The sequence below is a fragment of the Streptomyces sp. NBC_00683 genome, from assembly GCF_036226745.1.
In the GTDB taxonomy this organism is placed as follows: domain Bacteria; phylum Actinomycetota; class Actinomycetes; order Streptomycetales; family Streptomycetaceae; genus Streptomyces.
Genome location: NZ_CP109013.1, coordinates 5,295,011 through 5,319,369, shown reverse-complemented (window position 1 = coordinate 5,319,369; position 24,359 = coordinate 5,295,011). Strand labels below are relative to the sequence as shown.

Annotated in this window: 21 protein-coding genes and 1 other RNA gene; 4 read left to right on the top strand and 18 right to left on the bottom strand. The window is 70.2% G+C overall.

Annotated features, from left to right (window positions below; genetic code table 11):
- Positions 1–134 precede the first annotated feature (134 nt).
- Complete coding sequence (murA, locus tag OG257_RS23715; protein ID WP_015608864.1) at positions 135–1,475, top strand: UDP-N-acetylglucosamine 1-carboxyvinyltransferase; 1,341 nt, start codon at positions 135–137, stop codon at positions 1,473–1,475.
- 362 nt (positions 1,476–1,837) lie between these two features.
- Here murA and OG257_RS23710 read toward each other — a convergent pair whose 3' ends face one another.
- The 6 genes from OG257_RS23710 to OG257_RS23685 form a co-directional block, all read right to left on the bottom strand.
- A complete protein-coding gene (locus OG257_RS23710) occupies positions 1,838–2,119 on the bottom strand; it encodes an HU family DNA-binding protein (protein ID WP_003968811.1) in 282 nt (93 codons plus the stop codon).
- A gap of 440 nt (positions 2,120–2,559) precedes the next feature.
- Positions 2,560–3,993 (bottom strand): NAD-dependent malic enzyme, encoded by a 1,434-nt coding sequence (locus OG257_RS23705; RefSeq protein ID WP_329210488.1) that lies wholly within the window; start codon positions 3,991–3,993, stop codon positions 2,560–2,562.
- 452 nt (positions 3,994–4,445) lie between these two features.
- A complete protein-coding gene (locus OG257_RS23700; protein WP_329210486.1) occupies positions 4,446–6,821 on the bottom strand; it encodes a HelD family protein in 2,376 nt (791 codons plus the stop codon).
- A gap of 84 nt (positions 6,822–6,905) precedes the next feature.
- Positions 6,906–7,781, bottom strand: coding sequence for an anti-sigma factor family protein (locus tag OG257_RS23695; protein WP_329210484.1), 876 nt, complete (start codon positions 7,779–7,781; stop codon positions 6,906–6,908).
- Positions 7,778–8,365, bottom strand: coding sequence for a sigma-70 family RNA polymerase sigma factor (locus OG257_RS23690; protein WP_329210482.1), 588 nt, complete (start codon positions 8,363–8,365; stop codon positions 7,778–7,780). The genes OG257_RS23695 and OG257_RS23690 overlap by 4 nt, the downstream gene beginning before the upstream one ends.
- A 103-nt stretch (positions 8,366–8,468) precedes the next feature.
- Complete coding sequence (locus tag OG257_RS23685) at positions 8,469–9,059, bottom strand: CGNR zinc finger domain-containing protein (protein ID WP_329210480.1); 591 nt, start codon at positions 9,057–9,059, stop codon at positions 8,469–8,471.
- A 109-nt stretch (positions 9,060–9,168) separates the two neighbouring features.
- Here OG257_RS23685 and OG257_RS23680 point away from each other — a divergent pair, with 109 nt between their 5' ends.
- Positions 9,169–9,792, top strand: coding sequence for a GNAT family N-acetyltransferase (locus OG257_RS23680; protein ID WP_329210479.1), 624 nt, complete (start codon positions 9,169–9,171; stop codon positions 9,790–9,792).
- Here OG257_RS23680 and OG257_RS23675 read toward each other — a convergent pair.
- From OG257_RS23675 to OG257_RS23645, 7 genes are all read right to left on the bottom strand, one after another.
- The gene (locus OG257_RS23675) at positions 9,725–10,288 is read right to left on the bottom strand and encodes a GNAT family N-acetyltransferase (protein WP_329210477.1); all 564 of its coding nucleotides are present in this window, start codon (positions 10,286–10,288) and stop codon (positions 9,725–9,727) included. The two genes, OG257_RS23680 and OG257_RS23675, sit on opposite strands and share 68 nt — an antisense overlap.
- Positions 10,289–10,308: 20 nt before the next feature.
- Positions 10,309–11,451: a uroporphyrinogen-III synthase gene (locus tag OG257_RS23670; protein WP_329210475.1), complete on the bottom strand. Its 1,143-nt coding sequence runs from the start codon at positions 11,449–11,451 to the stop codon at positions 10,309–10,311.
- Between the two features lie 130 nt (positions 11,452–11,581).
- Positions 11,582–12,913 carry a nitrate/nitrite transporter gene (locus OG257_RS23665; RefSeq protein WP_329210473.1) on the bottom strand — a complete coding sequence of 444 codons (1,332 nt, stop codon included), beginning with the start codon at positions 12,911–12,913 and terminating at the stop codon, positions 11,582–11,584.
- 153 nt (positions 12,914–13,066) lie between these two features.
- Positions 13,067–14,470: an acyltransferase family protein gene (locus OG257_RS23660; protein WP_329210471.1), complete on the bottom strand. Its 1,404-nt coding sequence runs from the start codon at positions 14,468–14,470 to the stop codon at positions 13,067–13,069.
- A complete protein-coding gene (locus OG257_RS23655) occupies positions 14,467–16,596 on the bottom strand; it encodes a bifunctional polysaccharide deacetylase/glycosyltransferase family 2 protein (RefSeq protein WP_443054571.1) in 2,130 nt (709 codons plus the stop codon). The genes OG257_RS23660 and OG257_RS23655 overlap by 4 nt, the downstream gene beginning before the upstream one ends.
- A gap of 73 nt (positions 16,597–16,669) precedes the next feature.
- Positions 16,670–17,329 carry a hypothetical protein gene (locus OG257_RS23650; protein WP_329210467.1) on the bottom strand — a complete coding sequence of 220 codons (660 nt, stop codon included), beginning with the start codon at positions 17,327–17,329 and terminating at the stop codon, positions 16,670–16,672.
- Positions 17,330–17,494: 165 nt separating this feature from the next.
- Positions 17,495–18,475, bottom strand: coding sequence for a LysR family transcriptional regulator (locus OG257_RS23645; RefSeq protein WP_329210465.1), 981 nt, complete (start codon positions 18,473–18,475; stop codon positions 17,495–17,497).
- Positions 18,476–18,559: 84 nt separating this feature from the next.
- Here OG257_RS23645 and OG257_RS23640 point away from each other — a divergent pair, with 84 nt between their 5' ends.
- The gene (locus OG257_RS23640; protein WP_329210463.1) at positions 18,560–19,741 is read left to right on the top strand and encodes an MFS transporter; all 1,182 of its coding nucleotides are present in this window, start codon (positions 18,560–18,562) and stop codon (positions 19,739–19,741) included.
- A gap of 65 nt (positions 19,742–19,806) precedes the next feature.
- On the opposite strand, the gene ssrA is transcribed toward OG257_RS23640, so the two are convergent.
- From ssrA to ftsE, 5 genes are all read right to left on the bottom strand, one after another.
- Positions 19,807–20,195: a transfer-messenger RNA gene (ssrA, locus tag OG257_RS23635) on the bottom strand.
- A 109-nt stretch (positions 20,196–20,304) separates the two neighbouring features.
- A complete protein-coding gene (gene smpB / locus OG257_RS23630; RefSeq protein ID WP_329210461.1) occupies positions 20,305–20,793 on the bottom strand; it encodes an SsrA-binding protein SmpB in 489 nt (162 codons plus the stop codon).
- 18 nt (positions 20,794–20,811) lie between these two features.
- Positions 20,812–21,999 carry a S41 family peptidase gene (locus OG257_RS23625; protein ID WP_329210459.1) on the bottom strand — a complete coding sequence of 396 codons (1,188 nt, stop codon included), beginning with the start codon at positions 21,997–21,999 and terminating at the stop codon, positions 20,812–20,814.
- Positions 22,000–22,067: 68 nt separating this feature from the next.
- A complete protein-coding gene (gene ftsX / locus OG257_RS23620) occupies positions 22,068–22,985 on the bottom strand; it encodes a permease-like cell division protein FtsX (RefSeq protein WP_329210457.1) in 918 nt (305 codons plus the stop codon).
- A gap of 35 nt (positions 22,986–23,020) precedes the next feature.
- Positions 23,021–23,710: a cell division ATP-binding protein FtsE gene (ftsE, locus tag OG257_RS23615; RefSeq protein WP_014046319.1), complete on the bottom strand. Its 690-nt coding sequence runs from the start codon at positions 23,708–23,710 to the stop codon at positions 23,021–23,023.
- 258 nt (positions 23,711–23,968) lie between these two features.
- On the opposite strand from ftsE, the gene OG257_RS23610 reads away from it, so the two are divergent.
- On the top strand, positions 23,969–24,160 hold the full coding sequence (locus tag OG257_RS23610) for a hypothetical protein (protein WP_329210455.1): 192 nt from the start codon (positions 23,969–23,971) through the stop codon (positions 24,158–24,160).
- Positions 24,161–24,359: the final 199 nt, after the last annotated feature.

Here is a 24,359-nt window from a genome sequence, read left to right as displayed (position 1 = left end):
AAGGCTTGTGGGGCAGAACGTGTTGTGGCGGATTCATGACGTTCGTACACCCCCCTGTGACTTACGGAAGGGGGGTGGGGGGCCATTACCCTTTTCGATGGCCCCCTGCCCGACCACTCCGGAACGCGAGATACATGACCGGCACAGACGATGTCCTGCTTGTCCACGGCGGCACCCCGCTGGAGGGCGAGATCCGCGTCCGAGGCGCCAAGAACCTGGTGCCGAAGGCAATGGTCGCCGCGCTGCTCGGCAGCGGGCCCAGCCGGCTCCGCAACGTTCCCGACATCCGCGATGTGCGGGTGGTCCGGGGACTGCTGCAGCTGCACGGTGTGACCGTCCGCCCCGGTGACGAGCCGGGCGAACTCATCCTCGACCCCTCGCACGTCGAGAGCGCGAACGTCGCCGACATCGACGCCCACGCCGGCTCGTCGCGCATCCCGATCCTCTTCTGCGGCCCGCTGCTGCACCGCCTGGGCCACGCGTTCATCCCGGGGCTCGGCGGCTGCGACATCGGCGGACGGCCGATCGACTTCCACTTCGAGGTGCTGCGCCAGTTCGGCGCGACCATCGAGAAGCGGGCGGACGGCCAGTACCTGGAGGCCCCGCAGCGACTGCGCGGCACGAAGATCCGGCTGCCGTACCCGTCGGTGGGCTCCACCGAGCAGGTCCTGCTGACCGCCGTCCTCGCCGAGGGCGTCACCGAGCTGTCCAACGCGGCCGTCGAGCCGGAGATCGAGGACCTCATCTGCGTACTGCAGAAGATGGGCGCGATCATCTCCATGGACACCGACCGGACCATCCGGATCACCGGTGTCGACAAGCTCGACGGATACACCCACCGGGCGATCCCGGACCGCCTGGAGGCGGCCTCCTGGGCGTCGGCGGCGCTGGCGACCGAGGGCAACATCTACGTGCGCGGCGCCCAGCAGCGCTCGATGATGACGTTCCTCAACACCTTCCGCCGGGTCGGCGGCGCCTTCGAGATCGACGACGAGGGCATCCGCTTCTGGCACCCCGGCGGCGCTCTCAACGCCATCGCGCTGGAGACGGACGTCCACCCCGGTTTCCAGACCGACTGGCAGCAGCCGCTCGTGGTCGCCCTGACGCAGGCCGCCGGCCTGTCGATCGTCCACGAGACGGTGTACGAGTCCCGGCTCGGCTTCACCTCGGCGCTCAATCAGATGGGTGCGCACATCCAGCTCTACCGCGAGTGCCTCGGGGGCTCCGACTGCCGGTTCGGCCAGCGGAACTTCCTGCACTCGGCGGTCGTGTCCGGGCCCACGAAGCTCCAGGGCGCGGATCTGGTCATCCCGGACCTGCGGGGCGGCTTCTCGTACCTGATCGCCGCTCTGGCGGCCCAGGGAACGTCCCGGGTGCACGGCATCGACCTGATCAACCGCGGCTACGAGAACTTCATGGACAAGCTCGAGAAGCTCGGCGCGAAGGTCGAACTGCCGGGCGGTTCACTCGTCTGACACCGCGCCGGACGCGCTCCGGCGTACGCACAGTGCTGCCGCACACAACACTGCGCACCCCGCGCACCACAGTCCGCCGCCCCGGCCCCGCACAAGGGTCCGGGGCGGCGGTCCGTTCGCCGCCGCGCACGGCCGGACCCCGGACGCACTGCCCCACAGACGCCCCAGGACGCCCGTACAGGCCCGTACGGGCCACAACCGCCCAACTCCGTACACCTGAGGCTCACAGCGGCCGTACGGGCCCTGTGCGGGCGCCGCAGATGTCATCGCTCTCCCGCCGCGGGTGCCGCCGCTCTCCCGCGGACATGCCGAAGGGCGGCCGTCCCGGTCGGGACGGCCGCCCTTCTTGATGCCTACGGGGCTTACTTGCCCTTGGCGGCTTCCTTGAGCTTCGAGCCCGCGGAGACCTTCACGCTGTAGCCGGCCGGGATGTTGATCGGGTCGCCGGTCTGCGGGTTACGAGCGGTGCGAGCGGCACGGTGGGTGCGCTCGAAGGTCAGGAAGCCGGGGATGGTGACCTTCTCGTCGCCCTTGGCGACGATCTCGCCGACGGTCTCGGCGAGGGCGGCCAGAACGGCGTCGGCGTCCTTGCGGGTCACCTCGGCACGGTCGGCCAGGGCGGCCACCAGCTCACTGCGGTTCATGTTGTTACTCCCGTGTTCTTCTTGCCTGTGAGGCGTGAGATCGAAGCCGATGCTGCCAGGGCCCTCTGACAGTCCCCGGACCCGGGTCTGATGTCAGACCCTCGCGCCCGAATACGCATCCTGCCCCCACCTGCGGCGGTAACGCCAATCCGGAACCCCTCGACGTCACACGAAAAGCGCCACTGATTGCCCGTGGTGACGTTCCGTCGACTTCTTGAAGCGGTCCGCAGCGGATGCCGGGCCTGTGGGGCTCGCTGCCCGCCCACCCTAAAGGGGCGTTTGGGACGTCGCGACCCGCGACGCGCCGTACGGGGCGCGCGGACGTGAGGTACGGCACCGTCCACAGGAGCCGTGGCCGACCCCCGCGGACGGCGTGTGTCAGGGTCTTCCGTTCGGATCAGGCCGACCCCGCGAGCCCGGCCTGATCCGAACGAGAGGCCCTAGGCGGGATCCGGCGTCGCCGTGGCGGCGCCGGCCGCCTTCGCGGCGTCGCGGACCGCGCCCGCGACCGCGCCCGCGACCTTGTCGTTGAAGACCGACGGGATGATGTAGTTCGCGTTCACCTCGTCCTCCGCGACGACACCCGCGAGGGCGCGCGCGGCGGCGAGCATCATCTCCGTGTTGACGGTGCGGGACTGAGCGTCCAGCAGACCGCGGAAGACACCCGGGAAGACCAGGACGTTGTTGATCTGGTTCGGGAAGTCGGAGCGGCCCGTGGCCACAACTGCCGCCGTCTCGCGGGCGATTGTGGGGTCGACCTCGGGGTCCGGGTTGGCGAGGGCGAACACGATCGCACCGTCGGCCATCGCGGCGACGTCGTCCCCGTCGAGGACGTTGGGGGCGGAGACGCCGATGAAGACGTCGGCGTCGACGACGGCCTGCTTGAGGGTGCCGGTGACACCCTCGGGGTTGGTGTTGTCGGCGATCCAGCGCAGCGGCGAGTCGGGGTCGGCGGAGACGAGGTCCTCGCGGTCCGCGTGCACCACTCCGTGGATGTCGGCGACGACCGCGTGCTTGACGCCCGCGGCGATGAGGAGCTTCAGGATGGCCGTACCGGCGGCGCCCGCGCCCGACATGACGACCCGTACGTCACCGATCGCCTTGCCGACCACGCGCAGGGCGTTGGTCAGTGCCGCGAGGACGACGATCGCCGTGCCGTGCTGGTCGTCGTGGAAGACGGGGATGTCCAGTGCCTCGCGCAGCCGCGCCTCGATCTCGAAGCAGCGGGGGGCGGAGATGTCCTCGAGGTTGATGCCCGCGAAGCCCGGGGCGATCGCCTTGACGATCTCGACGATGGCGTCGGTGTCCTGGGTGTCCAGGCAGATCGGCCAGGCGTCGATGCCCGCGAAGCGCTTGAACAGGGCCGCCTTGCCCTCCATCACGGGGAGCGCCGCCATCGGGCCGATGTTGCCGAGGCCCAGCACCGCGGAGCCGTCCGTGACCACGGCGACGGAGTTGCGCTTGATGGTCAGGCGACGGGCGTCCTCGGGATTCTCGGCGATCGCCATGCAGACCCGGGCGACACCCGGGGTGTAGATCATCGAGAGGTCGTCACGGTTGCGGATGGGGTGCTTGGACGCCATCTCGATCTTGCCGCCGAGGTGCATCAGGAACGTACGGTCGGAGACCTTGCCGAGGATGACGCCCTCGATGTCGCGCAGACCTTCGACGATCTCGTCCGCGTGCGAGGTCGAGGATGCCGCGATGGTGACGTCGATCCGCAGCTTCTCGTGGCCGGAAGCGGTCACATCGAGGCCGGTGACCGAACCGCCGGAGGACTCCACGGCCGTGGTGAGCTGGGAGACCGCTGTGCCGCTCGCGGGCACCTCCAGCCTGACCGTCATCGAGTACGAGACGCTGGGCGCCGTTGCCATGGCCGAGTCCTTCGCTTTCCTGAGCTTCATTGCTGTCGCACGCACATGGGATCCACCCCGTACGCGCGTTCCGATCGTCGCACCTACCGGCCGGTAGCCGGTAATGACTGCCGCCTTTCGGAAACTTTCTTCCACCATACGAGAAGTTACTCGTTCGAGGGAACCCCTCGCAGGTCCCGCGCCCTCCCGCTGACCCCTGCGGAAACGAAAACAGACCCGCGCCACCATCAGGTGACGCGGGTCTGTCTTCTTCACTCAGGTGGCACCGACCCGCCATGCTCGCCTCGCGGCAAGTGGTCGCTCGAAGCGACGAAGGTTGGGCCCGGGGGCTTGGATCGAGCCGGTGCCAACACCAGGCTAACAAACACCCTGGAGAAGTGATTCCTGCGCGACGGGTTGACTCGGAAAAGTACCGCCGCCTGCAGCAGCCGGCTTCCTCGCGGCCCCTCGGCTCAGTCCCTCAACAGGTCGGGAACACCGTCCTCGTCCGGCAGATCACGCTCCCCCGAGACCACGGTCAGCTGCTGCGTCGCCCGGGTGAGAGCCACGTACAGCACCCGCAGGCCGGCCGGGGACTCGTCCGCGATCTCCGCGGGCGAGACGACGACGGTGGCGTCGTACTCCAGGCCCTTCGCCTCCAGGCTGCCCAGCGCCACCACCCGTTCGCCGAGCTCCGCCAGCCAGGCACGGGCCTCCGCGCGCCGGTCCATCGCCACGACCACACCCACGGTGCCGTCCACCTCGCCGAGGAGTCTTCGCGCCTCCTCGCGGACGGTCCCGGCGAGATCACCGTCCCGTACGGTCTCGAAGCGCGGCTTCACCCCCGTCGAGCGGACCGCGGCCGGGGATTCCATTCCCGGCATGGCGAGCGCCAGGACCTTTGCCGCGAGCTCGGCGATCTCCGCCGGGTTGCGGTAGTTGACCGTGAGGGTGAACCGGCGCCGCGGCCGGTTGCCGAGCGCCTCGTCACGGGCCGCCGACGCCTCGTCCGGATCGGACCAGGAGGACTGCGCCGCGTCGCCGACGATCGTCCAGGTGGCGTGCCGGCCGCGGCGGCCGACCATGCGCCACTGCATGGGCGTCAGGTCCTGCGCCTCGTCGACGATGACGTGCGCGTACTCGGTGCGCTCCGCCGCCAGCCGCTCGGCCCGCTCGCGCTGGGTCTCCTCGCGCTGCGGCATCAGCTCCTCCAGACCCGTGAGCTGGTCCAGCGGGTCGAGCTCACGCTTCCGCTTCGGCCGGTGCGGGGTCCCCAGCAGCGTCTGCAGCTCGTCCAGGAGCGCCACGTCGTGGACGGAGAGCGGGCCCTTGCCGTCCTCGTCCAGCCGCTTCAGCGAACGGGCGAGGCGGCGCACCTCGCCCTGGTTGAGGATCCTGCGCGCCCAGCGGCTCAGCCGACGCTCGTCGGCCATCGCGGCCAGCACCCCGCGAGGGGTGAGTTCCGGCCACCAGGCGTTCAGGAACGTGAGGAACGGGGTCTCCGTCGACACGTCCTCGTCGAAGGACGAACGGAGCTCCGCGGCGAGCTCGGGGTCGGTGTAGCGGCCCCGGCCCGACGACTTGTTCCACAGGGCGTCCAGGAGCAGTTTGCGGGCGCGCGGGCGCAGCAGGTTGACGGGCGCGGTGCCGCCGAGCACGTTGTGCCGGATGCGCCGGAGCTCGTCCCCGTTCAGCTCGACGCGGGCGCCGAAGGCCACCACCCTCAGCTGGGTGGGGGTGACGGCCGCGTCCGGGGCCTCCGCCTCCCCGAACGCCAGCTGCCCCTCCTGGGCGGCGGGCCGGGGCGCGGGCTGCTCCAGCGCCCCGCGGGCCACCTTGCGCAGCACGTGGAGCATCCGGGAGGAACCCTTGATCCGGGCCACGGCCGGCTCGTCGTACGTGGTGGCGCCCTCGATGCCGGCCGCCTCGTCGGACAGCGAGCCGACGGCACGGATCGCGACCTGGCCCTCCTCCCCGAGCGAGGGCAGCACCCCTTCGGTGTACGCGACCAGGAGCGGCGTCGGCGAGACGACGAGGATGCCGCCCGCGTACCGGCGCCGGTCCTGGTAGAGCAGGTACGCCGCCCGGTGCAGGGCGACCGCCGTCTTGCCGGTCCCGGGCCCTCCGGAGACCTCCGTGACGGAGGCGGCGGGGGCGCGGATCACCATGTCCTGCTCGGCCTGGATGGACGAGACGATGTCCCGCATGGTGTGGCTGCGGGCCTGGCCCAGCGCGGCCATCAGGGCACCGTCGCCGATGACGGGCAGCTTGTCGCCGCCCAGGTACGCGGTCAGCTCCGGACGCATCAGGTCGTCCTCGACCCCGAGGACCCTGCGGCCCTTGGAGCGGATGACCCGTCGGCGTACGACCCTGCCCGGGTCCTTGGGCGTCGACCGGTAGAACGGCGCGGCGGCCGGGGCACGCCAGTCGATCACCAGGGGCGCGTAGTCGGAGTCGAGTACTCCTATGCGGCCGATGTGCAGCGTCTCGGCGACATCGGCGGTGCTGTCCTCCCGTACGGCGTCGTCGGCGGGCTCGACGGAGGTGAAGGCGCCGTCCGGGCCGCGTTCGCCGTCCTTGCCGTGGAGGAGGTCGATCCGCCCGAAGAGGAAGTCCTCGAACTCACTGTTCAGCCGGTTGAGGTGGACCCCGGCACGGAAGACCTGGGCGTCCCGCTCCGCGAGCGCGCCCGGCGTGCCGACCTGCCCCCGTTTGCCGGCGTCGTGCATGAGAAATTCCGCCTCGTCGATCTTCTCTTCGAGACGGTGGTAGACCCGGTCCAGATGTACTTGTTCGACACCGATTTCCCGGTCCCGCAACGAATCGACAGCGGCATCCTGCGCGGCCACCGAGGCCCCCTTCTGACGTGCATTGGGCAGCCGTCAACCGTACGCGAAAAGGGGCCCCCGGCGCACCTGCCGCCCGTATTGCGTTTACGCGTCGATCTCCACCAGCCGCTCGCCGTCGAAGGTGCGCACCTCGAAGTGGTCGATGTCGTTGCGCGCCATCGCCGCGCCGCCGTGCACGTACAGCGGGTACTTCGCAGTCGCGTGGGTGGAATTCTCGATCCCGTACCCCCACTTAGGAACGGACCAGGAGGTGACGACCTCCTCCTCGCCGGTCTTGGACACGGCGATCAGGCTGCATTTCTGCGGGCCCTTGACGTTCTTCAGTTGCAGGACCGTGTGCGTCCCCCAGGCCTTGGGCTCCATTCCGACCGTGGCGTCGACCCGGGTGGTGGGATCCGTCGCCTGCAGCTTCTCCGTCATGTGGTGGAAGAAGGCGTCCTCGGCGGGGCTCGTCGGATGGGGATCGGCCGCCTGGACCGACTTCCCGGAGGTGTCGTCGCCCGTGGCCGTGACCGCGACCACGGGGCCGCCGATCACGAGAACCGCTGCCGCCGCGATCAGATATCTGCTGCGCCGCCGCCGCTGCGCCCGCTTCTGCGCAACCTCGTCGACCAGGCTGTCCAGCAGCCGCGGCGCCGGCCGCTCGGGGACGTGCGGCACGGGGCGGGCACCGGGGAGGGCCGCGGGGGCCTCCGCGAGCATCGCCAGCATGGGTTCCATCCCGGCGAACTCGTCGAGGTGGGCGGCGCACAGCGCACAGCCGGCCAGATGCGCCTCGAAGGCGCTCGCCTCGGCGTCGTCCAGGATGCCCAGGACGTAGGCACCCGCGGCGTCGTGCTCCGGGCCTTCCACGGGGAACTCGAAGGGGCCCGCGGACGGGCGTGGGGGGCCTGACGGCCCCGAGGGGCCGCGGGGACCCGTCGGCCGGGGCCCGAACGGCAGCCACTCGTGGTCGCTCATGCCGTGATCCCCCTCTCTTCGAGTGCGAGCTTCATCGAACGAAGTGCGTAGAAAACCCGGGATCGCACAGTCCCGCTGGGGATGCCGAGTACCTCGGCGGCCTCGTTGACCGTACGGCCCTTGAAGTAGGTCTCGACCAATGCTTCCCGGTGAGCCGGGGTCAAATCGTCGAGCGCGTCCGAGAGCGTCATCAGCCACAACGCCTTGTCAATCTCGTCCTCCGCGGGAATGACCTCCAGCGGCGACGGATCGACCTCGCGCGGCCGGGCCTGCCGGCTGCGGTGGCCGTCGATGACGATGCGCCGGGCGACCGTCACCAGCCAGGGGCGGACTGAGCCGGTGGCCCGGTTGAGCGAACCGGCGTTCTTCCAGGCACGGATGAGCGTTTCCTGCACAACGTCCTCGGCCCGCTGGCGGTCACCCGCGACAAGGCGGAGTACGTAGGCGAGCAGGGGACCGGCGTGTTCGCGGTAGAGCGCCCGCATCAGCTCCTCGTCGGGGACGTCGGAGGGTGATCGGGGCGGTTCACTGCGATGTCGAGCCCTGTGCGGACGGTCATCGGCCACGGCCGCATCCTTGCGCACACGATCCTCCTGGTCGAGACCCTGTCGAGCTCTGTGACCATCGATACGCACGCGCGTGCCGGTTCATTCAACGCACTCACAACTTTCTTTTTCGACTCGCGTTCTACTGAACGGCCTTGACCCGGCGGCGGTGCCGGGCCACCCGCTCCCGGTTGCCGCAGACCTCGCTGGAGCACCAGCGGCGCCGCCGCCCCCGCGACGTGTCCAGGTAGAGCCGCCGGCAGGCATCGCCCTCGCAGCGGCGCAGCCCCTCCCTGGCCACCGGATCCGTCAGCAGATCCACGGCGTCCCGGGCCACCGCCGCCAGCAGCCCGTCGCACGCGGGGCCCGCGCTCAGCGCCCGTACGAGCACGCCGCCCTTGCCCCGTACGGCCCGCAGGCCGGGGGTCGGCACGGCCGCGAGTGCGTTGATCCGGTCCAGGGCACCGTCGTCGCCGCGGCCGGCCAGCTCGGCGGTCACCAGCAGGTCGATGCCCGCCCGTAACTCCCAGAAGCGCGCGACCCAGGTGTCGTCCACAGCCGTCAGCGGCGTCCCCTTCGGGACCAGCCCGGACGCCACCAGCCAGTCGGCGAGCCGTGCGGGGCGGTCCAGTTGCTCGCAGGCTCCGGAGCTCCCCACCCCCGTCGCCACCAGGTCCAGACAGATACGGCCCGCGTCGAAACGCCAGCCGTACGAGCTCGTGCCCGCCGCCATGCGCCTGTCACCGCCCTGGGGTCACCGTGGGAGTCACCTCCAGAGTGCCCGTCCCCGGCCCTGCCCGGAACCCCTCCTGCCGCCCCGGCCACCGCCGTACCGTGTCCCCATGAACGACGAGACGGTCACGCTGACGGCCGGGCAGCTGCTGCTGCGCCCCTGGCGTCCGGACGACATCCCGGCGCTCCTCACGGCGTACGACGACCCGGCGATGCGCCAGTGGGTGCGGGTCCCGGTGTCCGACGTCGCGGACGCGGAACGGTGGCTGGCGGTCCAGCGGGACGGCTGGGCGTCCGGCAGCCGCTTCAGCTTCGCCGTGACCGATACGGCGCGGGGCGGCGAACTCGTCGGCAACCTCGCCCTGAAACGCCCGGTACCGGGTGCGGAGAGCGCCGAGGCGGGCTACTGGACCACGGCGGCGGCACGCGGCCGCGGCGTGGCCTCACGAGCCCTCCAGGCGCTCACCGACTGGGCGTTCACGACGCTCGCCGCGGAGGGCCTGCGGCGGCTGGAGCTGCTCCACCAGGTGGACAACGAGGCGTCCTGCCGGGTCGCGGAGAAGGCCGGCTACCCGCTGGCCGAGGTCATCTCCGCGCTGCCGCCGCAGTATCCGCTCGACGGCCACCGGCACGTCCGGCACGCACCGCCCGCACCCCGGCAACCGCTCAGCGCTGCGGCGGTCCGTCGTGCAGGATCCGCTGGAACATCCGGTGGTCCTGCCACGCACCGTTGATGTGGAGATAGCGCGGCGCCGTACCGATGAGCTCGAACCCGGCCTTCGCCAGCACCCGTTGCGAGGCCGTGTTGTCCACGACCGTCCCTGCCTCGATCCGGTGCAGCCCGAGCCCGTCACGCGCCATCTCGCAGACCTGGCCGACGGCGGCGGTCGCCAGCCCCTGGCCCGCCCGGTCGACGTCGACCCAGTAGCCGAGCCTGGCGTTGCGGAACGGGCCGCGCTCGATCGACGCGAGCGTCATCGCGCCCACCACCCGGTCCTCCTCGTCGGCCAGTACCCAGGGCATGGCACGCCCCGCATCCCGGTCCGCCAGCAGCCCGGACAGGCGCTGGGCCTGGCCCTGCGGGGTGTAGAAGGCCTCGGGCCGTACGGGCTCCCAGCGGCGCATGTAGGCGCGGCTGCGGGTCAGGGTCTCGGCGAAGGACTCGGCGTCACCGGGCGTCGCGGGCCTCAGCCGGACGCCCGCGACCAGGGGATGGGTGTCGTTGATCATCCCCGCACGGTACCGACCCGTCAGGAGTCCGCGTACTTGGTGTCCGCGGACGGGTCCAGCGCCAGCCGGTAGCCGCGCTTGACGACCGTCTGGATCAGCCTGGCCACGCCCAGCGCGGTGCGGAGCCGGGCCATCGCCGTCTCCACGGCGTGCTCGTCCGTGCCGCTGCCGGGCAGCGCCCGCAGCAGATCGGCGCGCGACACCACCCAGCCCGGCCTGCGGGCCAGCGTGTGCAGGAGGGCCATGCCCGCCGGCGGCACCGGGCGCAGGGCGCCGTCGACCAGCGCGGCCTGCCCGCGGATCTCGAGGATGTGCCCGGCGACCGGGAGCGTACGGGCACGGGCGGGCAGTTGGGTGCAGAGCACCTGGACGAGCGGGCCGAGCCGGAAGCGTTCCGGCTGGACGGTGTCGATGCCCCGGGCCTGCAGGGGCAGCGCGGTGACCGGCCCCACGCAGGCCGTGACGACGTCGTGCTGCAGGGCGGACAGGACCTCCGGGAGCATTCCGCGTGCCTCCGCCCGGTTCAGGTACGAGGCGGCGGCGGGGGCGCTGGTGAAGGTGAGGGCGTCCAGACCGCGGGCGACCGTGACGTCGAGCATCCGGTCGAGCGGGGCGATGTCCTCCGGGGGCATCCACCGGTAGACGGGTACGCCGACGACCTCGGCGCCCGCCGCCCGGAGCGACTCGACGAAGCCCGGCAGCGGTTCGCCGTGCAGCTGGAGGGCGACCCGGCGTCCGTCGACGCCCTCGCCGAGCAGCCGGTCCAGCACCTCGGCCATCGACTCGGACCCGGGCGACCAGGCCTCGGTGAGTCCGGCGGCCCGGATGGAGCCCTTGACCTTGGGTCCGCGGGCGAGCAGTTCGACGCCGCGCAGCAGGTCCAGGAGCTGGTCCCCGATGCCCCAGCCGTCGGCGGCCTCCACCCAGCCCCGGAAGCCGATCGCCGTGGTGGCGATCACGACATCGGGTGCGTCGTCGATCAGTTCCTTGGTGGCGGCCAGGAGTTCGCTGTCGTCGGCGAGCGGCACGATCCGCAGGGCGGGGGCGTGCAGGACCGATGCGCCCCTCCGCTGGAGGAGCGTTCCGAGCTCCTCGGCGCGACGGGCGGCGGTCACCCCGACCGTGAAGCCCGCGAGGGGCCCGTGTTGTGCGTCGTCGTGCATGGCGTGATACCCGGCTCTCGTCCCGCTGCTGCTCGATGGTGCGGAGGACCGAGACTGCCAACCCTGCGTGACAGTCTCGGTTCACATATATTTCCCGCCCGTTACGTCGCCTGACGCCTTGTGGTCATCCTCACACCTCGGCATAGCTGAGCTGGGGCTTCGCGGGCACGGGCGCGGTCCGGCGAAGGTATACCGCCCACGTGAGGGTGAAACAGACGGCGTAGAAGAGCAGGAAGGACCAGAAGGCGGCCGTCCCGGCGCCCGAGGTCGCGAAGGACTGGCGGAAGGCGAGGTTGATCGCGAGCCCGCCCAGGGCCCCGACCGCCCCGATGAGCCCCATGGCCGCACCGGACAGCCGCCGTCCGTACGCCGAGGCCTCCTCGCCGCGCAGGCCCTTGCTGATCCCCTTGGCGTGGAAGATGCCCGGGATCATCTTGAACGTCGAACCGTTGCCGAGTCCCGTCAGCACGAACAGGGCGATGAATCCGATGAGGAAGACGGAGAGCGACTCGATCCCGGAGGCGTAGACGACGACTCCGGTCGCCGCGGCCATCCCCGCGAAGTTCCACAGCGTGATCCGGGCGCCGCCGTAGCGGTCGGCGAGCCAGCCGCCCGCGGGCCTGATCAGGGAACCGAGCAGCGGTCCGATGAAGGTGAGCGAGGCGGCCTGCAGCGGGGTCCGACCGAACTGCGTCTGCAGGACGAGGCCGAAGGCGAAGCTGTAGCCGATGAACGAGCCGAAGGTGCCGATGTAGAGCACCGACATGATCCAGGTGTGCGGCTCACGTACGGCCTGGAGAGCGGCCCCGGTGTCGTTCTGGACGGGCCGGAGGTTGTCCATCCGGAACGCGGCGCAGAGTGCGGCGACGATGATCAGCGGTACGTAGATCCCGAGCACGATCCGCGGGTGCGCGGCACCGGCCGTGCCGATCACCAGCAGGCCGACGAGCTGGACGACGGGGACGCCGATGTTGCCGCCGCCCGCGTTGAGCCCGAGGGCCCAGCCCTTCTTGCGGAGCGGGAAGAAGGCGTTGATGTTCGTCATCGACGAGGCGAAGTTGCCGCCGCCGATACCGGTGAGCGCCGCGACGACGAGGAAGGTGGTGTACGAGGTCCCGGGTTCCATCACCATGAAGGCGGCGACGGTCGGCACCAGGAGCGTCAGCGCGCTGAAGATGGTCCAGTTGCGCCCGCCGAACATCGCGACCGCGAAGGTGTACGGCACCCGGACGACGGCACCGACCAGGGTGGCCGTGGAGATCAGGAAGAACTTCCCGGCCGGGTCGATCCCGTACTCGGGTCCCATGAACAGGACCATGACGGACCACAGGGACCAGATCGAGAATCCGATGTGCTCCGAGAGCACGGAGAACCACAGGTTCCGCCGTGCCACACGCTCACCGGACTCGCGCCAGAAGGTCTCGTCCTCCGGCTCCCACTGTTCGATCCAACGACCGGCCATCACGCGCCTCCACAGGGGTCGGGGTGTTGTCCTGCCGACGGTATGGAAGCCGCGTTTCGGTGCGGTGCCGTGAGGTGACCGGTGCGCAACCTTGCTCTCACTCGGCCGTCGGGGGTGCGGTGAGCCCGGCCCGCCGCACCCCCGTCACCGGCCTCAGGCCCGGCGCTTGTCCGCCCCGTTGGGCCACAGGCGGGGCCGGCGCTTCGCGGCGACGTCCTCGACCCAGCCGAACGCCAGGATCGCCAGCCCTATCAGCGGCCAGATCACGATCAGGACCAGCACTTCGTACGACTGCTCTATGTACGTCCCGAACGTGTCGCCGAACCACGGGACGGACCAGAGTTCGTCGACGAGTTGCACGGCGGCCATCAGCAGCAGGTTGTGCCACAGGTAGATCGTCACGGCCCTGTTGTTGGCCAGCGTGACCAGGCTGTCCCACCCGGCGAGCTTTCCGGGGAGCTTCTGCCAGGACGGCGCGTACACGAGCAGGATCGCGCAGAAGCCGAGGGACCAGGTGGCCTGGGCCAGCGGGATCTCGTCCAGGTTCCAGCCCTCCTCGGTGAGGTGGCCGGACGCCCACCACAGGCCGAAGCCCATGACGATCGCGGCGGACGACACCGCCAGGTAGCGCGGGATCTTCTTCAGCAGCCCGTCGTTGTGGGCGAAGCCCAGGATCCAGCAGGAGCCGAACACGGCGAAGTCGGCGAGACCCTCACCGAACGTGCCGGGGACCGTCACCAGGCCGGTACCGATCACGGCCGTGAGGCCGATCGGGGCGAGCAGCGTCACCCACGGCAGCCTGCGGAACGCCTTCAGCAGCAGGGGCGAGGCGAGCACGAACCAGAGGTAGGCGCGCAGGTACCAGAGCGGGCCCGCCGCCTGGTCGGCCCAGGTCAGCTCCAGCCAGCCGCCGGTCGAGCCGTTCTCCTCCGGGTACGGCGGGGTGCCCACCGGGAAGATGTAGTAGGCGATCTTGACGAACCACCACAGCCCCTCCTCGCGGACGGGCTTCCAGCTCAGCGCGAACATCACCGGCACGACGACGAGCGAGAACGCCCACATCGGCGGGAGCAGCCTGCGCAGCCTGCTGCGGATCACGCTTCCCGCGGGGCGGGCCAGCGAGCGGGCCATCAGCGAACCGGCCAGGGCGAACATCACGCCCATGGACGGGAAGAGGACGGTCAGCCAGGCCCAGCCGAAGAGGTGGAAGAAGACGACGCGGACGAGGGCCACGGCCCTCAGGACGTCGAGATAGCGGTCCCGTCCCGGCTTGGCGGCCGGGGCGGCCCCGGCGCCGGCCGCCGGGCCGGGCACGGGGGGTGGGGCGGTGGGCGGGGCGGCGTGGCGAGCCGTCCGGGTCGGGTCCGGGAACGCACCGACGTGCTCCGGACGGGCTCCGGGGACCGTCTGCGGGTGGGCGACGGGCTCGGCGGCGAAGGGGCTGCCGGCGGGCGGGTACTGGACGTACTCGCCGTGCCTGCTGTCCGCGCCGTACCGGCCGTACTCGCCGTCCGGCGGGTACGGGCCGTCCTGCCGGGGCTGGTTCGGGTAGGTCATGCGACCGGCCTCCGGTCCCTGCCCGCGTCGTTGCGCCGGTTCTGCGTCGCACCGGGCGCTTCCACCACTCCCGTACGGCGCAGCTTCTGCCAGCGCAGCCGGCCGCCGGTGAGAGCGGTGATCCAGGACTGGAGCAGCACGACGTACATGAGCTGCCGGTAGAGGATCTGCTGGAGCGGCAGGGAGATCAGGTGGACCATCCGCTCCCGGTCGAGCCGGAACGCGTACGCGGCGCAGACGGCCTGCACCAGCAGGACGCCGAACCAGGCGGCGACCGTCTTCCCCGTCGGGCCGAAGACCAGTCCGTACAGCAGGAAGACGTCGATGAGGGGCGCCAGCAGCGGGGCGACGACCATGAACAGGGAGACGAACGGCAGTCCGACCCGTCCGAAGCGGCCCGAGGGGCCCCGTTCGATGAAGGCGCGGCGGTGCTTCCAGATGGCCTGCATCGTGCCGTACGACCACCGGTAGCGCTGCGACCACAGCTGCTGGACGGACTCCGGGGCCTCGGTCCAGGCCCGCGCGTTCTCCGCGTAGACGACGTCCCAGCCGTCGCGGTGCAGGGCCATGGTGACGTCGGTGTCCTCGGCGAGGGTGTCCTCGCTCATGCCGCCGATCCGGTCCAGCGCGTCCCGGCGGAACGCGCCGACCGCACCGGGGATGGTGGGCATGCAGCGCAGCATGTCGTACATGCGGCGGTCGAGGTTGAAGCCCATCACGTACTCGATGTGCTGCCAGGCGCCGATCAGCGAGTCACGGTTGCCGACCTTGGCGTTGCCCGCGACCGCTCCGACCCGGGGGTCGGCGAAGGGCTGTACGAGCTCGCGCACGGTGGAGGGTTCGAACACCGTGTCGCCGTCCATCATCACGACGATGTCGTAACGGGCGTTCGCGATGCCGTTGTTCAGCGCCGCGGGCTTTCCGGCGTTGCGCTGGCGGACGACGCGGACGTTCGGGATCCACATCTCGTCGACGAGGTCGGCCGTACCGTCCGTCGATCCGTCATCGATGACGATGACCTCGATCGGGTAGTCGCTCGCCACCAGCGAGCGCACGGTGGCGGCGATGCACGCGCGCTCGTTGTACGCGGGGACGAGGACCGTCACCGGGCGGGTGAAGGGCTCGCCCCAGCTGAAGTCCTTGCGGCGCACCCGCCTGGCGTGCAGGAAGGACAGCAGCAGCATGAGACCGAAGCGGGCGAGGACCAGCGCGCCGATCACCGCGAGGCCGACCACCAGCACGCTGGTGACCTGCTCGGAGATGTCCACGGCGGTGACGAACGCCTTGCCCTTCCAGAGCGCGAAGCCGGTGACCGGGGTGTGCGCGCTGGGGGCGCCGAGGGCGGCGGTGAGGTTGGTGAAGGCATAGCCGCGCTCCTGCATCTGCGGCAGGAACTTCCCGAGGGCGGCCACGGTCTGCGACCGGTCGCCACCGGAGTCGTGCATCAGGATGATGGCGCCCTCGCCGTTCTTGGGCGTGGCCCGCTCGATGATCGCGGGCACCCCCGGGCGCTTCCAGTCCTCGCTGTCGGTGTTGTTCACGACGGTGAGGTAGCCGCGGCTGCCGATGTACTGCGTCACCGGCCAGGACTTGTTGTCCATGGCGTCGGAGAACGAGGAGTACGGCGGCCGGAACAGCGACGTACGGATTCCGGCCGCGCCCGCCAGCACCAGCTGGTTCTGGGAGAGCTCCCGGTCTATGCGGCTGGTGGACTGGAACGACAGGTCGGGGTGGTTGAACGTGTGCAGCCCGACCTCGTGCCCCTCGTCGACCATGCGTTCCACGAGATCGGGGTAGCGCGAGGCCATGGTGCCGGTGACGAAGAAGACGCCGTGCGCGTGGTGCTTCTTGAGCTCGTCCAGGACCCGCGGGGTCCAGACCGGGTCCGGGCCGTCGTCGAAGGTCAGGACGATCTTGTGGTCGGGTATGCGAAGGGTCTTGGCGTTCCCGCCCTGAGCCCGGGCGTCGATGACCGGACCGCCTTCGAGGACGCTCTCCGGCACCTGGGTGGTCGGGGCCGGGGCCTGGATGCGGTGGTCGGCGAGGATCTCGCTGTGCACGTATCCGCGCAGCATCAGCATGGCGAGCAGGGCGACAAGGAGGAGCGACGGAAGCAGGTAGCGCATGGGAAGCCTGCGCCGGACGGTCCGCTTCTTCTTCCGGTTGTGCCTGCCCCGCGGGGCGGGGGTTGTCATTTTTTTACTGTGCGCCTTCTTGTTGGACCACCGGCGGGGCCGAGGTCTCTTCGGGCGGGGGCGGGCTCGACTCGGCCGGCCCGCCGGGGTCGGTCGACGGCGGGGGGCTGGCGGGCAGTGTCTCGGAGGCCGACGTCCCGGGAGCGGGCTGCGTGGCGACGTCGTTGCCCTTGGGCGGCGCGTTGCTCGCGGAGGCCGAGGAAGCCGTGCCGGGCGAGGGCGATCCGGCGGACGCGCCACCGGACGTGCTCGCACTCGTGCTGGGGCCAGGACCGGAGGCGGTGGAGCTGGGCGTGGGCCCGGGAGTCCCGTCCACCGACCCTGTGCGGTCGGTCGGGGCGGGCTGGACCTCCACCTCGCCCGACCGCTTCTCCTCCTGTCCGGAGAGAGGCAGCCAGGGAGCGCTGGAGTTGCCACCGATCACGGCGACGACCAGTGTCACGGCGTAGACGGCGCAGATCGTGGCGAGTACCCAGCCCAGGCGCCGGTACGTCTTGCTGCGGCGGCCGCTCTCGTCGACGAAGACCGGACCGTCGGTGTTGTCCGGCGGAAGCGGTTCAACAGGCAGTTCGGCAAGCTGCCGACCGAGTCCGTCCAGCTGGACGGTGACCTCGTTCGGCTCGTGCGTGTGCCCGGTACGGGTACCTTCGCGCCAATTTTCCACAGGTGTTCGCACTTCCCCCACTCAATGAGTCGGGTGCGTGCGATTGACTGGATTTCTGCCGTCGGACCGGGCCCCCACCCTGTCCGTACGCCCCCACGCGGTGCACCCGGAAACATTGAATGTAGCGCACGCCGGTGGCCGTCAGGCCCCCGTGTGAGGTGTTGTTCATGAACGGTGACGCATGAGTGACACATCGGCTTCGGGCAGCCATGAATCGGGTGGCCTGACCATCCATCCCTCTGTCGCAGCCAGTTCGGCCGCGCCGGCGCGCAGCGCGTCCAGTCCGGGGTGCCTGGCCCCGGCACGCCACACCAGCAGCAACGGAGACAGCGGGACGGGACGGACCAACGGGCGCACCACCGTCCCCGGCAGCGGCGGGAAGTCGACGACGGTCAGGACGGGATGCCTGGACTTGGCCATCACCCGTTGAAATTCAGCCACTCCGACGGCCAGTGGAGCCGGAGGGGCCAGCACGATGCCCCACTCGCCGAAGAGCCGGGCGGCGAGGTCGGTCCACTCCCGGGTGCGCGCATTGCCCGCCCCCGCGTAGACGGTCTCCCCGGACAGTTCGTCCAATGCGACGACCGGGCGCCCTGCGAGAGGATGATCGTGCGGCAGCAGGACGGCCATCGGCTCGTACCGCACCGGCTGTACGGAGAGCCGGGAGAGAACCGCGGGGTCGAGCCCGGCCGCCCGGCCGAAGGAGGCGTCGAGCCGCCCCGCGAGCACCTCGCCCGCCGCCCAGGTCAGGCCACTCTCGAAGCGGGCCATCAGCTCGCAGTCGGGTGCGAGCTCCCGCGCCCTGGCCAGGACCCGCGCCGCGGTCATCCCGTCGATGTTGAGGTCGACGAGCAGCGGGCGGGCAGCCGGGTCGCCGAAAGCGGCGGCAAGCTCGGCGTGCGCGTCGAGCACCCGCCGGGCGTACGGGAGGAGGCGTTCCCCGTCAGGAGTGAGCGACACCTGGCGGGTGGTGCGCTCGAAGAGTTCCGTGCCGAGCTCGCGCTCCAGTCGGCGGATGTCCCGGCTCAACGCCTGCTGCGCGACGTAGAGCCGGGCGGCGGCACGGGTGAAGTGCAGGTCCTCGGCCACGGCGACGAAGGCGCGCAGGAGCCTGGGGTCGGTATCGGAGGACAAGGAGGCGGACACACGTCGGAATTTACAACAGTGGTGCGTGAATCGGTGCGGAGCAGGTGTTGGACGGCACGGGCCACGCACGGTGAGGGTTGATCCGTGCTCCAGAAAACCGCTGCCTCCCCCGCAGGCAACCCGTACCTCCGCCTGCTCGCCACCCCCGGCGCACGCGCCTTCACCGCGGGCAACCTCCTCGCCCGGCTGCCCATGGGGATGTTCAGCGTCAGCGCCGTCATCATGATCGCCGGTGCGCACGGTTCGTACGCCCTCGCAGGCGCCGTCACCGCCACCGGCCTCGCCGCGACCGCCCTGGTCGCCCCCTGGACCGCGCGGCTCGTCGACCGGTACGGCCAGGCCAGGATCGCCGTGCCCGCCACCGCGACAGCCACGCTCGGCTCACTCGCCCTGGTGCTCTGCGTGCACTACGACGCCCCGGTCTGGACGCTCTTCGCCGCGTACGTCGCCACGGCCACCACGCCGAACACCGGAGGCATGTCCCGGGCCCGCTGGGCTCATCTGCACCAGGGCGACCCGGCGGCCCTGCACACCGCGAACTCCTTCGAACAGGCCGCCGACGAGCTGTGCTTCATGCTCGGCCCGGTCCTGGCCGCCACCCTGTGCGGTGCGCTCTTCCCCGAAGCGGGCACCCTCACCGGCGCGATCCTCCTGATGACCGGCGTACTGCTCTTCGCCGCACAACGGGGGACCGAGCCCCCGGTGGCACCCCGCACCCACGCGGCCACTCCCCTGCGGACGCCCGGCATGCCCGCCCTGCTCACCGCGTTCGTCGCGACGGGTGCGGTGTTCGGCGCCCTGGAGCTCGTGTCGATCGCCCACGCCGGGGGCGCGATCCTCGCTCTCCAGGCGGGCGGCTCCTGCGTGGCGGGGCTGTTGTACGGGTCGCTGCGCCCCGCCGCGGACATCAGGCGCCGGCTGCTGCTCTGCCTCACGGGGATGACCGTGCTCATGTCGCTCCCTCTGATCGCCGCGGCCACGACCGGTTCCCTGTTCGTCCTCGCGGGCTGCCTGCTGGTGGCAGGTGCGGCCACGGCGCCCACCATGGTCACCGCGATGACGCTGATACAGCGGCTCACCCCGCAGGCCCAGCTCAACGAGGGCATGACGCTCGCGGTCACCGCGCTGCTCGGCGGCGTGGCCGTGGGGTCGGCGGTCGGCGGCCGGCTGGTGGAGCACTCCGGGACGGTCACCGGCTATGCCGTACCGATGTGTGCGGCGGCCCTGGCGCTGGCGGTGGCGGCGGCCGGGATACGCAGAGTCTGAGGCCGGGCAGAGAAAAAACGAGGACCCCGCTGCCTGGGGCAACGGGGTCCTCGTTCACATGGGAATTGTGGAGATGGCGGGAATCGAACCCGCGTCCAACGGTGCAGAACCAGGGCTTCTCCGAGTGCAGTTCGCTACGCTTTTCTCGGCCCCGGAGATCTCGCGAACAAGTCTCCGACGGGCCCAGTCACTGTTTGATTTCCCACCGAGCCCCGTGACCGGACTCAGTGGTTTAGTCCCCTAGATTATGCCAGGATCCGGGTCGGGAACACCCCCGGGCTGACACCCATTAAGGGTCCCTCACTCACTGCTTATTAGGCAGCGAGGGCGAAGGACTGGGAATCGCTCTTGGAATTGGCGATTATTGGTTGCGACATATGGTTAACGAGATCATTGCCGCTTCCTCGACTCGCTTCCCCTGCTTCGACATCCGCTGTCGAAACCGATCATCCCCATGTTGATTTTTCAATACGCGCACCTTCTGTGAGGTGCACGGCCCATCGTACGTGACCGACGCACGCCGGTGCCACCGTATTTTCCGCAGCTCCGGGGCGAGCCCCGTCCTACGCGCTCCGCTGGCGCCGGCGGGCCGCCGAGATCGCGCGGTTCGTCTCCCGCGTGTCCTGCTTCTCGCGCAGCGTCTGGCGCTTGTCGAACTCCTTCTTGCCCTTGGCGAGCGCGATCTCGACCTTGACCCGGCCGTCCTTGAAGTACAGCGCGAGGGGCACGATGGTGTGGCCCGTCTCCTGCGACTTCGACTCCAGCTTGTCGATCTCGGCCCGGTGCATGAGCAGCTTGCGCTTCCGCTTGGCGGCGTGGTTGGTCCACGTGCCCTGCACGTACTCCGGGACGTGGATGTTGTGCAGCCACGCCTCGTGGTTGTCGATCTGGACGAAGCCGTCGACCAGCGACGCCCGGCCCATCCGCAGCGACTTGACCTCCGTACCCATGAGCACGAGGCCGCACTCGTAGGTGTCGAGGACGTGGTAGTCGTGCCGCGCCTTCTTGTTCTGCGCAATCATCTTGCGCCCGGTGTCTTTTTCCTTGGCCATAGTGCGGTCATTTTCGCACTACGACCCACCCCCGAGGCCAATCAATACTGTCTCGGCCCGCTGCTGGGCCTCCGGACCCGCCCCGACGTCCGGTGTGATGCCGTGCCCTTCGACGCTGCGGCCCGCCGGAGTGCGGTACTGCCCGACGGTCAGCTCGGCCACCGAGCCTCCCGGCAGCTTGCTGGGCATCTGTACGGAGCCCTTGCCGAAGGTGCGCGATCCGACGGTCACGGCCCTCCCCCGGTCCTGCAGGGCGCCGGTCAGCAGCTCGGCCGCGCTCATCGTGCCGCCGTCGACGAGGACGACCACGGGCCGGTCGGTGTCTCCGCCGGGCTCGGCGTAGAGGGCGCGCTGCTCGCCGTGCACGTCGTAGGTGGCGACGAGTCCGCCGTCCAGGAAGGCCGAGGAGGCCGTGACGGCCTCGGTGACCAGTCCGCCCGAGTTGGCCCGGAGGTCCAGGAGGATCCCCGCTTCCCCCGGGGCCGTGCGCACGGCGTCGCGGATCGCGGTGCCCGCGCCCTTGGTGAAGGCGGCGACCTTGATCAGCACGGCGGCGGAGGGCTCCCCGCCCAGCCGTCGCACGGTGACGGCCTGCGTGGCGAGCCGGGCCCGGTACAGGGTCTCGGTCCAGGAGTGCGCACCCCGTCGGAGCCCGAGGACCACGGAGGTGCCCTCGACCGCTCCCGTACGGTCGCCGCGCAGCAGGGCGACGACATCGGCGACGGGGCGCTTCTCGACCCGGCGGCCGTCGACCGTACGCAGCAGGTCACCCTTGCGGACACCGGCCAGATCCGCGGGTCCGCCCGGCTGGACGCCCGTCACGACGACGTCCCCGCGGGCCGAACGCTGCGCCGAGATGCCCACTCCGGTGTACGAGCCGTCCAGGGCCTGCTCGAAGTCCTCGTACTCGCGCTCGTCGTACACAGCGCCCCAGCGGTCCCCGCTGCGGCTGACGACCTCCGCCGCGGCGTCCGTCCCGGACTTCCCGTCGGCCTCGGCGTCGGCCGCGGCTTCCGCGATCTCCTCACGGTCCACGGAACCGACGGTGGAGGAGACGGAACGGGCCTTTATCTCCGCCGCGGTGTCTTCCTCCCGCGGCAGGGACCCGGTGGCGGCGGCGGTGGCGAGCACACTCGCGAACACCAATGTCAGGGCCGCCCCGCGGTAGATACCGCGGGGGTTCAATCGGTGCGTGAGGCCCGGCATGGCGCCGAGTCTAGGACAACGCCCCGGCGGCTCACGGCTCGTTGGCCGCATGCCGCACGGGGCGCTTGTCACACCTTGAGGTACTTGCGCAATGCGAAGAGAGCCGCAACGGCGGGCATCAGCAGGCCGATCGCGAGGACCAGCGGGAGCTTGGTGAGAACCGCTTCCCAGCCGATGAAGTCGATCAGATTCAGCTTCTCCTGGAGCGCGAGACCGCCGTCGATCAGGAAGTACCGGCCGGCGAGCAGCATCACGCAGGCGAGCAGGCCGCCGATCAGGCCGGCGAACGCCGCCTCCATGATGAACGGCATCTGGATGTAGAAGCCGGAGGCGCCGACGAGGCGCATGATGCCCGTCTCCCGTCTCCGGCTGAACGCCGAGACACGGACGGTGTTCACGATGAGCATCAGCGCAATGACCAGCATCAGCGCCATCACGAACAGCGCTGCCACGTTCATGCCGTTCATCAGCCCGAAGAGGTTGTCCAGGATGCTGCGCTGGTCCTGGACGGACTGCACCCCGTCACGGCCCGCGAAGGCCGTCGCGACGACCTTGTACTTCTGCGGGTCGTCGAGCTTGACGCGGAACGACTCCTGCATCTGGTCCGGCGTGATGTTGCCGGCCATCGGCGAATCGCCGAACTGCTCCTGGTAGTGCTTGTACGCCTCGTCGACCGTCTCGAAGCTGACCTTCTCGACGGCGTCCATCTTCTCGAGATCGGCTTCGATCTCCTTCTTCTGCTGCGCGGTGACAGCACCCTTGGCGCACTTGGGCACGTCCTTGGCGTCACTCTTGTTGCAGAGGAAGATCGAGACGTTGACCTTGTCGTACCAGTAGGTCTTCATCGAGCTGACCTGCTCGCGCATCAACAGCGCACCGCCGAACAGGGCGAGCGAGAGGGCGACGGAGACCACGACCGCGAAGGTCATCGTGAGGTTGCGACGAAGACCGACGCCGATCTCCGACAGGACGAACTGGGCGCGCATGGCGTCCTTTCAGTACTCGATGCTCGTGCAGGTGCTCAGTGCTGGTAGCCGTAGACGCCGCGCGCCTGGTCACGCACGAGGCGGCCCTGTTCGAGCTCGATGACGCGCTTGCGCATCTGGTCGACGATGTTCTGGTCGTGGGTCGCCATGATCACGGTGGTGCCGGTCCGGTTGATCCGGTCCAGCAGCTTCATGATGCCCACGGAGGTCTGCGGGTCGAGGTTTCCGGTCGGCTCGTCCGCGATCAGCAGCATGGGGCGGTTGACGAACGCCCGGGCGATCGCGACGCGTTGCTGCTCACCACCGGAGAGCTCACCGGGCATCCGGTCCTCCTTGCCCCCGAGACCGACGAGGTCGAGAACCTGCGGCACGGCCTTGCGGATCTCGCCGCGCGGCTTGCCGATGACCTCCTGCGCGAAGGCCACGTTCTCGGCGACGGTCTTGTTGGGGAGGAGCCGGAAGTCCTGGAAGACCGTGCCCAGCTGGCGGCGCATCTGCGGCACCTTCCAGTTGGACAGCCGCGCGAGGTCCTTGCCGAGCACATGGACCATGCCCTGGCTGGCGCGCTCCTCGCGGAGGATGAGCCTCATGAAGGTGGACTTGCCGGAGCCGGAGGAGCCCACCAGGAAGACGAACTCACCCTTCTCGATGTCGAGTGAGACGTCCCGGAGAGCTGGACGGCTCTGCTTCGGGTAGGTCTTGGAGACGTTGTCGAATCGGATCACGGATGCACCACGGTCGGCCGGGAGTAGGTGTGCGTGACCATACGCGAAGCGGGCTGACGCGTGCAGTCGGCGTCCAGCAATGGGCGATATGTAACGGAACGCGACCGAGTACGAATCGGGGCGTGCCGGGCCTTGTCCGGCGGGCCGCGCCGAAACCGGCGCGAGCTGGCACAGTGGTAGGGGGAACGGTTGCGTTTCCCGGAGCGTTGTGCGGAGAGAAAGCGTATGCGGCTCCGCCGCGCGGGAGGAGGAAAGCGCATGACCTATGACCGACTGGTGTGCGCAAACTGCGCGGCTCCCATCAGCGAGGGCCGCTGCCGCGTCTGCCGGGCGAGCCGGGAGCGCATGCAGGAGGAGGGCCCGTTCGCAGGGCTCAATCCGGCGATGCTGATCGCACTGATGGTGATCCTGGTGGCCGCCCTGGCGCTGCTCGCGCACCAGGCCGTGTAATCGCGCAGGCCCTGAGCCCGGCTGCTGCGCCCTCGCACTCCGACCGCCACTCCGGCGGTCGCGCACGATGCCCCCTGACGCTCCGCAGTCGCGCCCACGGAGCCGGAGACACCCCGCCGGGCCCCACGGGCGCAATTGCAGCGCGGCAGGCCTCCAGAGCCCGTATCGCGGCTTCTGACGCACAGAGGGACCCGGCCCG

Excerpts from the sequence above, each read along its gene's own strand:
- murA (WP_015608864.1), top strand. The coding sequence starts at position 135 with ATGACCGGCACAGACGATGTCCTGCTTGTCCACGGCGGCACCCCGCTG.
- OG257_RS23710 (WP_003968811.1), bottom strand. The coding sequence starts at position 2,119 with ATGAACCGCAGTGAGCTGGTGGCCGCCCTGGCCGACCGTGCCGAGGTG.
- OG257_RS23705 (WP_329210488.1), bottom strand. The coding sequence starts at position 3,993 with ATGGCAACGGCGCCCAGCGTCTCGTACTCGATGACGGTCAGGCTGGAG.
- OG257_RS23695 (WP_329210484.1), bottom strand. The coding sequence starts at position 7,781 with ATGAGCGACCACGAGTGGCTGCCGTTCGGGCCCCGGCCGACGGGTCCC.
- OG257_RS23685 (WP_329210480.1), bottom strand. The coding sequence starts at position 9,059 with ATGGCGGCGGGCACGAGCTCGTACGGCTGGCGTTTCGACGCGGGCCGT.
- OG257_RS23680 (WP_329210479.1), top strand. The coding sequence starts at position 9,169 with ATGAACGACGAGACGGTCACGCTGACGGCCGGGCAGCTGCTGCTGCGC.
- OG257_RS23675 (WP_329210477.1), bottom strand. The coding sequence starts at position 10,288 with ATGATCAACGACACCCATCCCCTGGTCGCGGGCGTCCGGCTGAGGCCC.
- OG257_RS23670 (WP_329210475.1), bottom strand. The coding sequence starts at position 11,451 with ATGCACGACGACGCACAACACGGGCCCCTCGCGGGCTTCACGGTCGGG.
- OG257_RS23665 (WP_329210473.1), bottom strand. The coding sequence starts at position 12,913 with ATGGCCGGTCGTTGGATCGAACAGTGGGAGCCGGAGGACGAGACCTTC.
- OG257_RS23660 (WP_329210471.1), bottom strand. The coding sequence starts at position 14,470 with ATGACCTACCCGAACCAGCCCCGGCAGGACGGCCCGTACCCGCCGGAC.
- OG257_RS23655 (WP_443054571.1), bottom strand. The coding sequence starts at position 16,596 with ATGCGCTACCTGCTTCCGTCGCTCCTCCTTGTCGCCCTGCTCGCCATG.
- smpB (WP_329210461.1), bottom strand. The coding sequence starts at position 20,793 with ATGGCCAAGGAAAAAGACACCGGGCGCAAGATGATTGCGCAGAACAAG.
- OG257_RS23625 (WP_329210459.1), bottom strand. The coding sequence starts at position 21,999 with ATGCCGGGCCTCACGCACCGATTGAACCCCCGCGGTATCTACCGCGGG.
- ftsX (WP_329210457.1), bottom strand. The coding sequence starts at position 22,985 with ATGCGCGCCCAGTTCGTCCTGTCGGAGATCGGCGTCGGTCTTCGTCGC.
- OG257_RS23610 (WP_329210455.1), top strand. The coding sequence starts at position 23,969 with ATGACCTATGACCGACTGGTGTGCGCAAACTGCGCGGCTCCCATCAGC.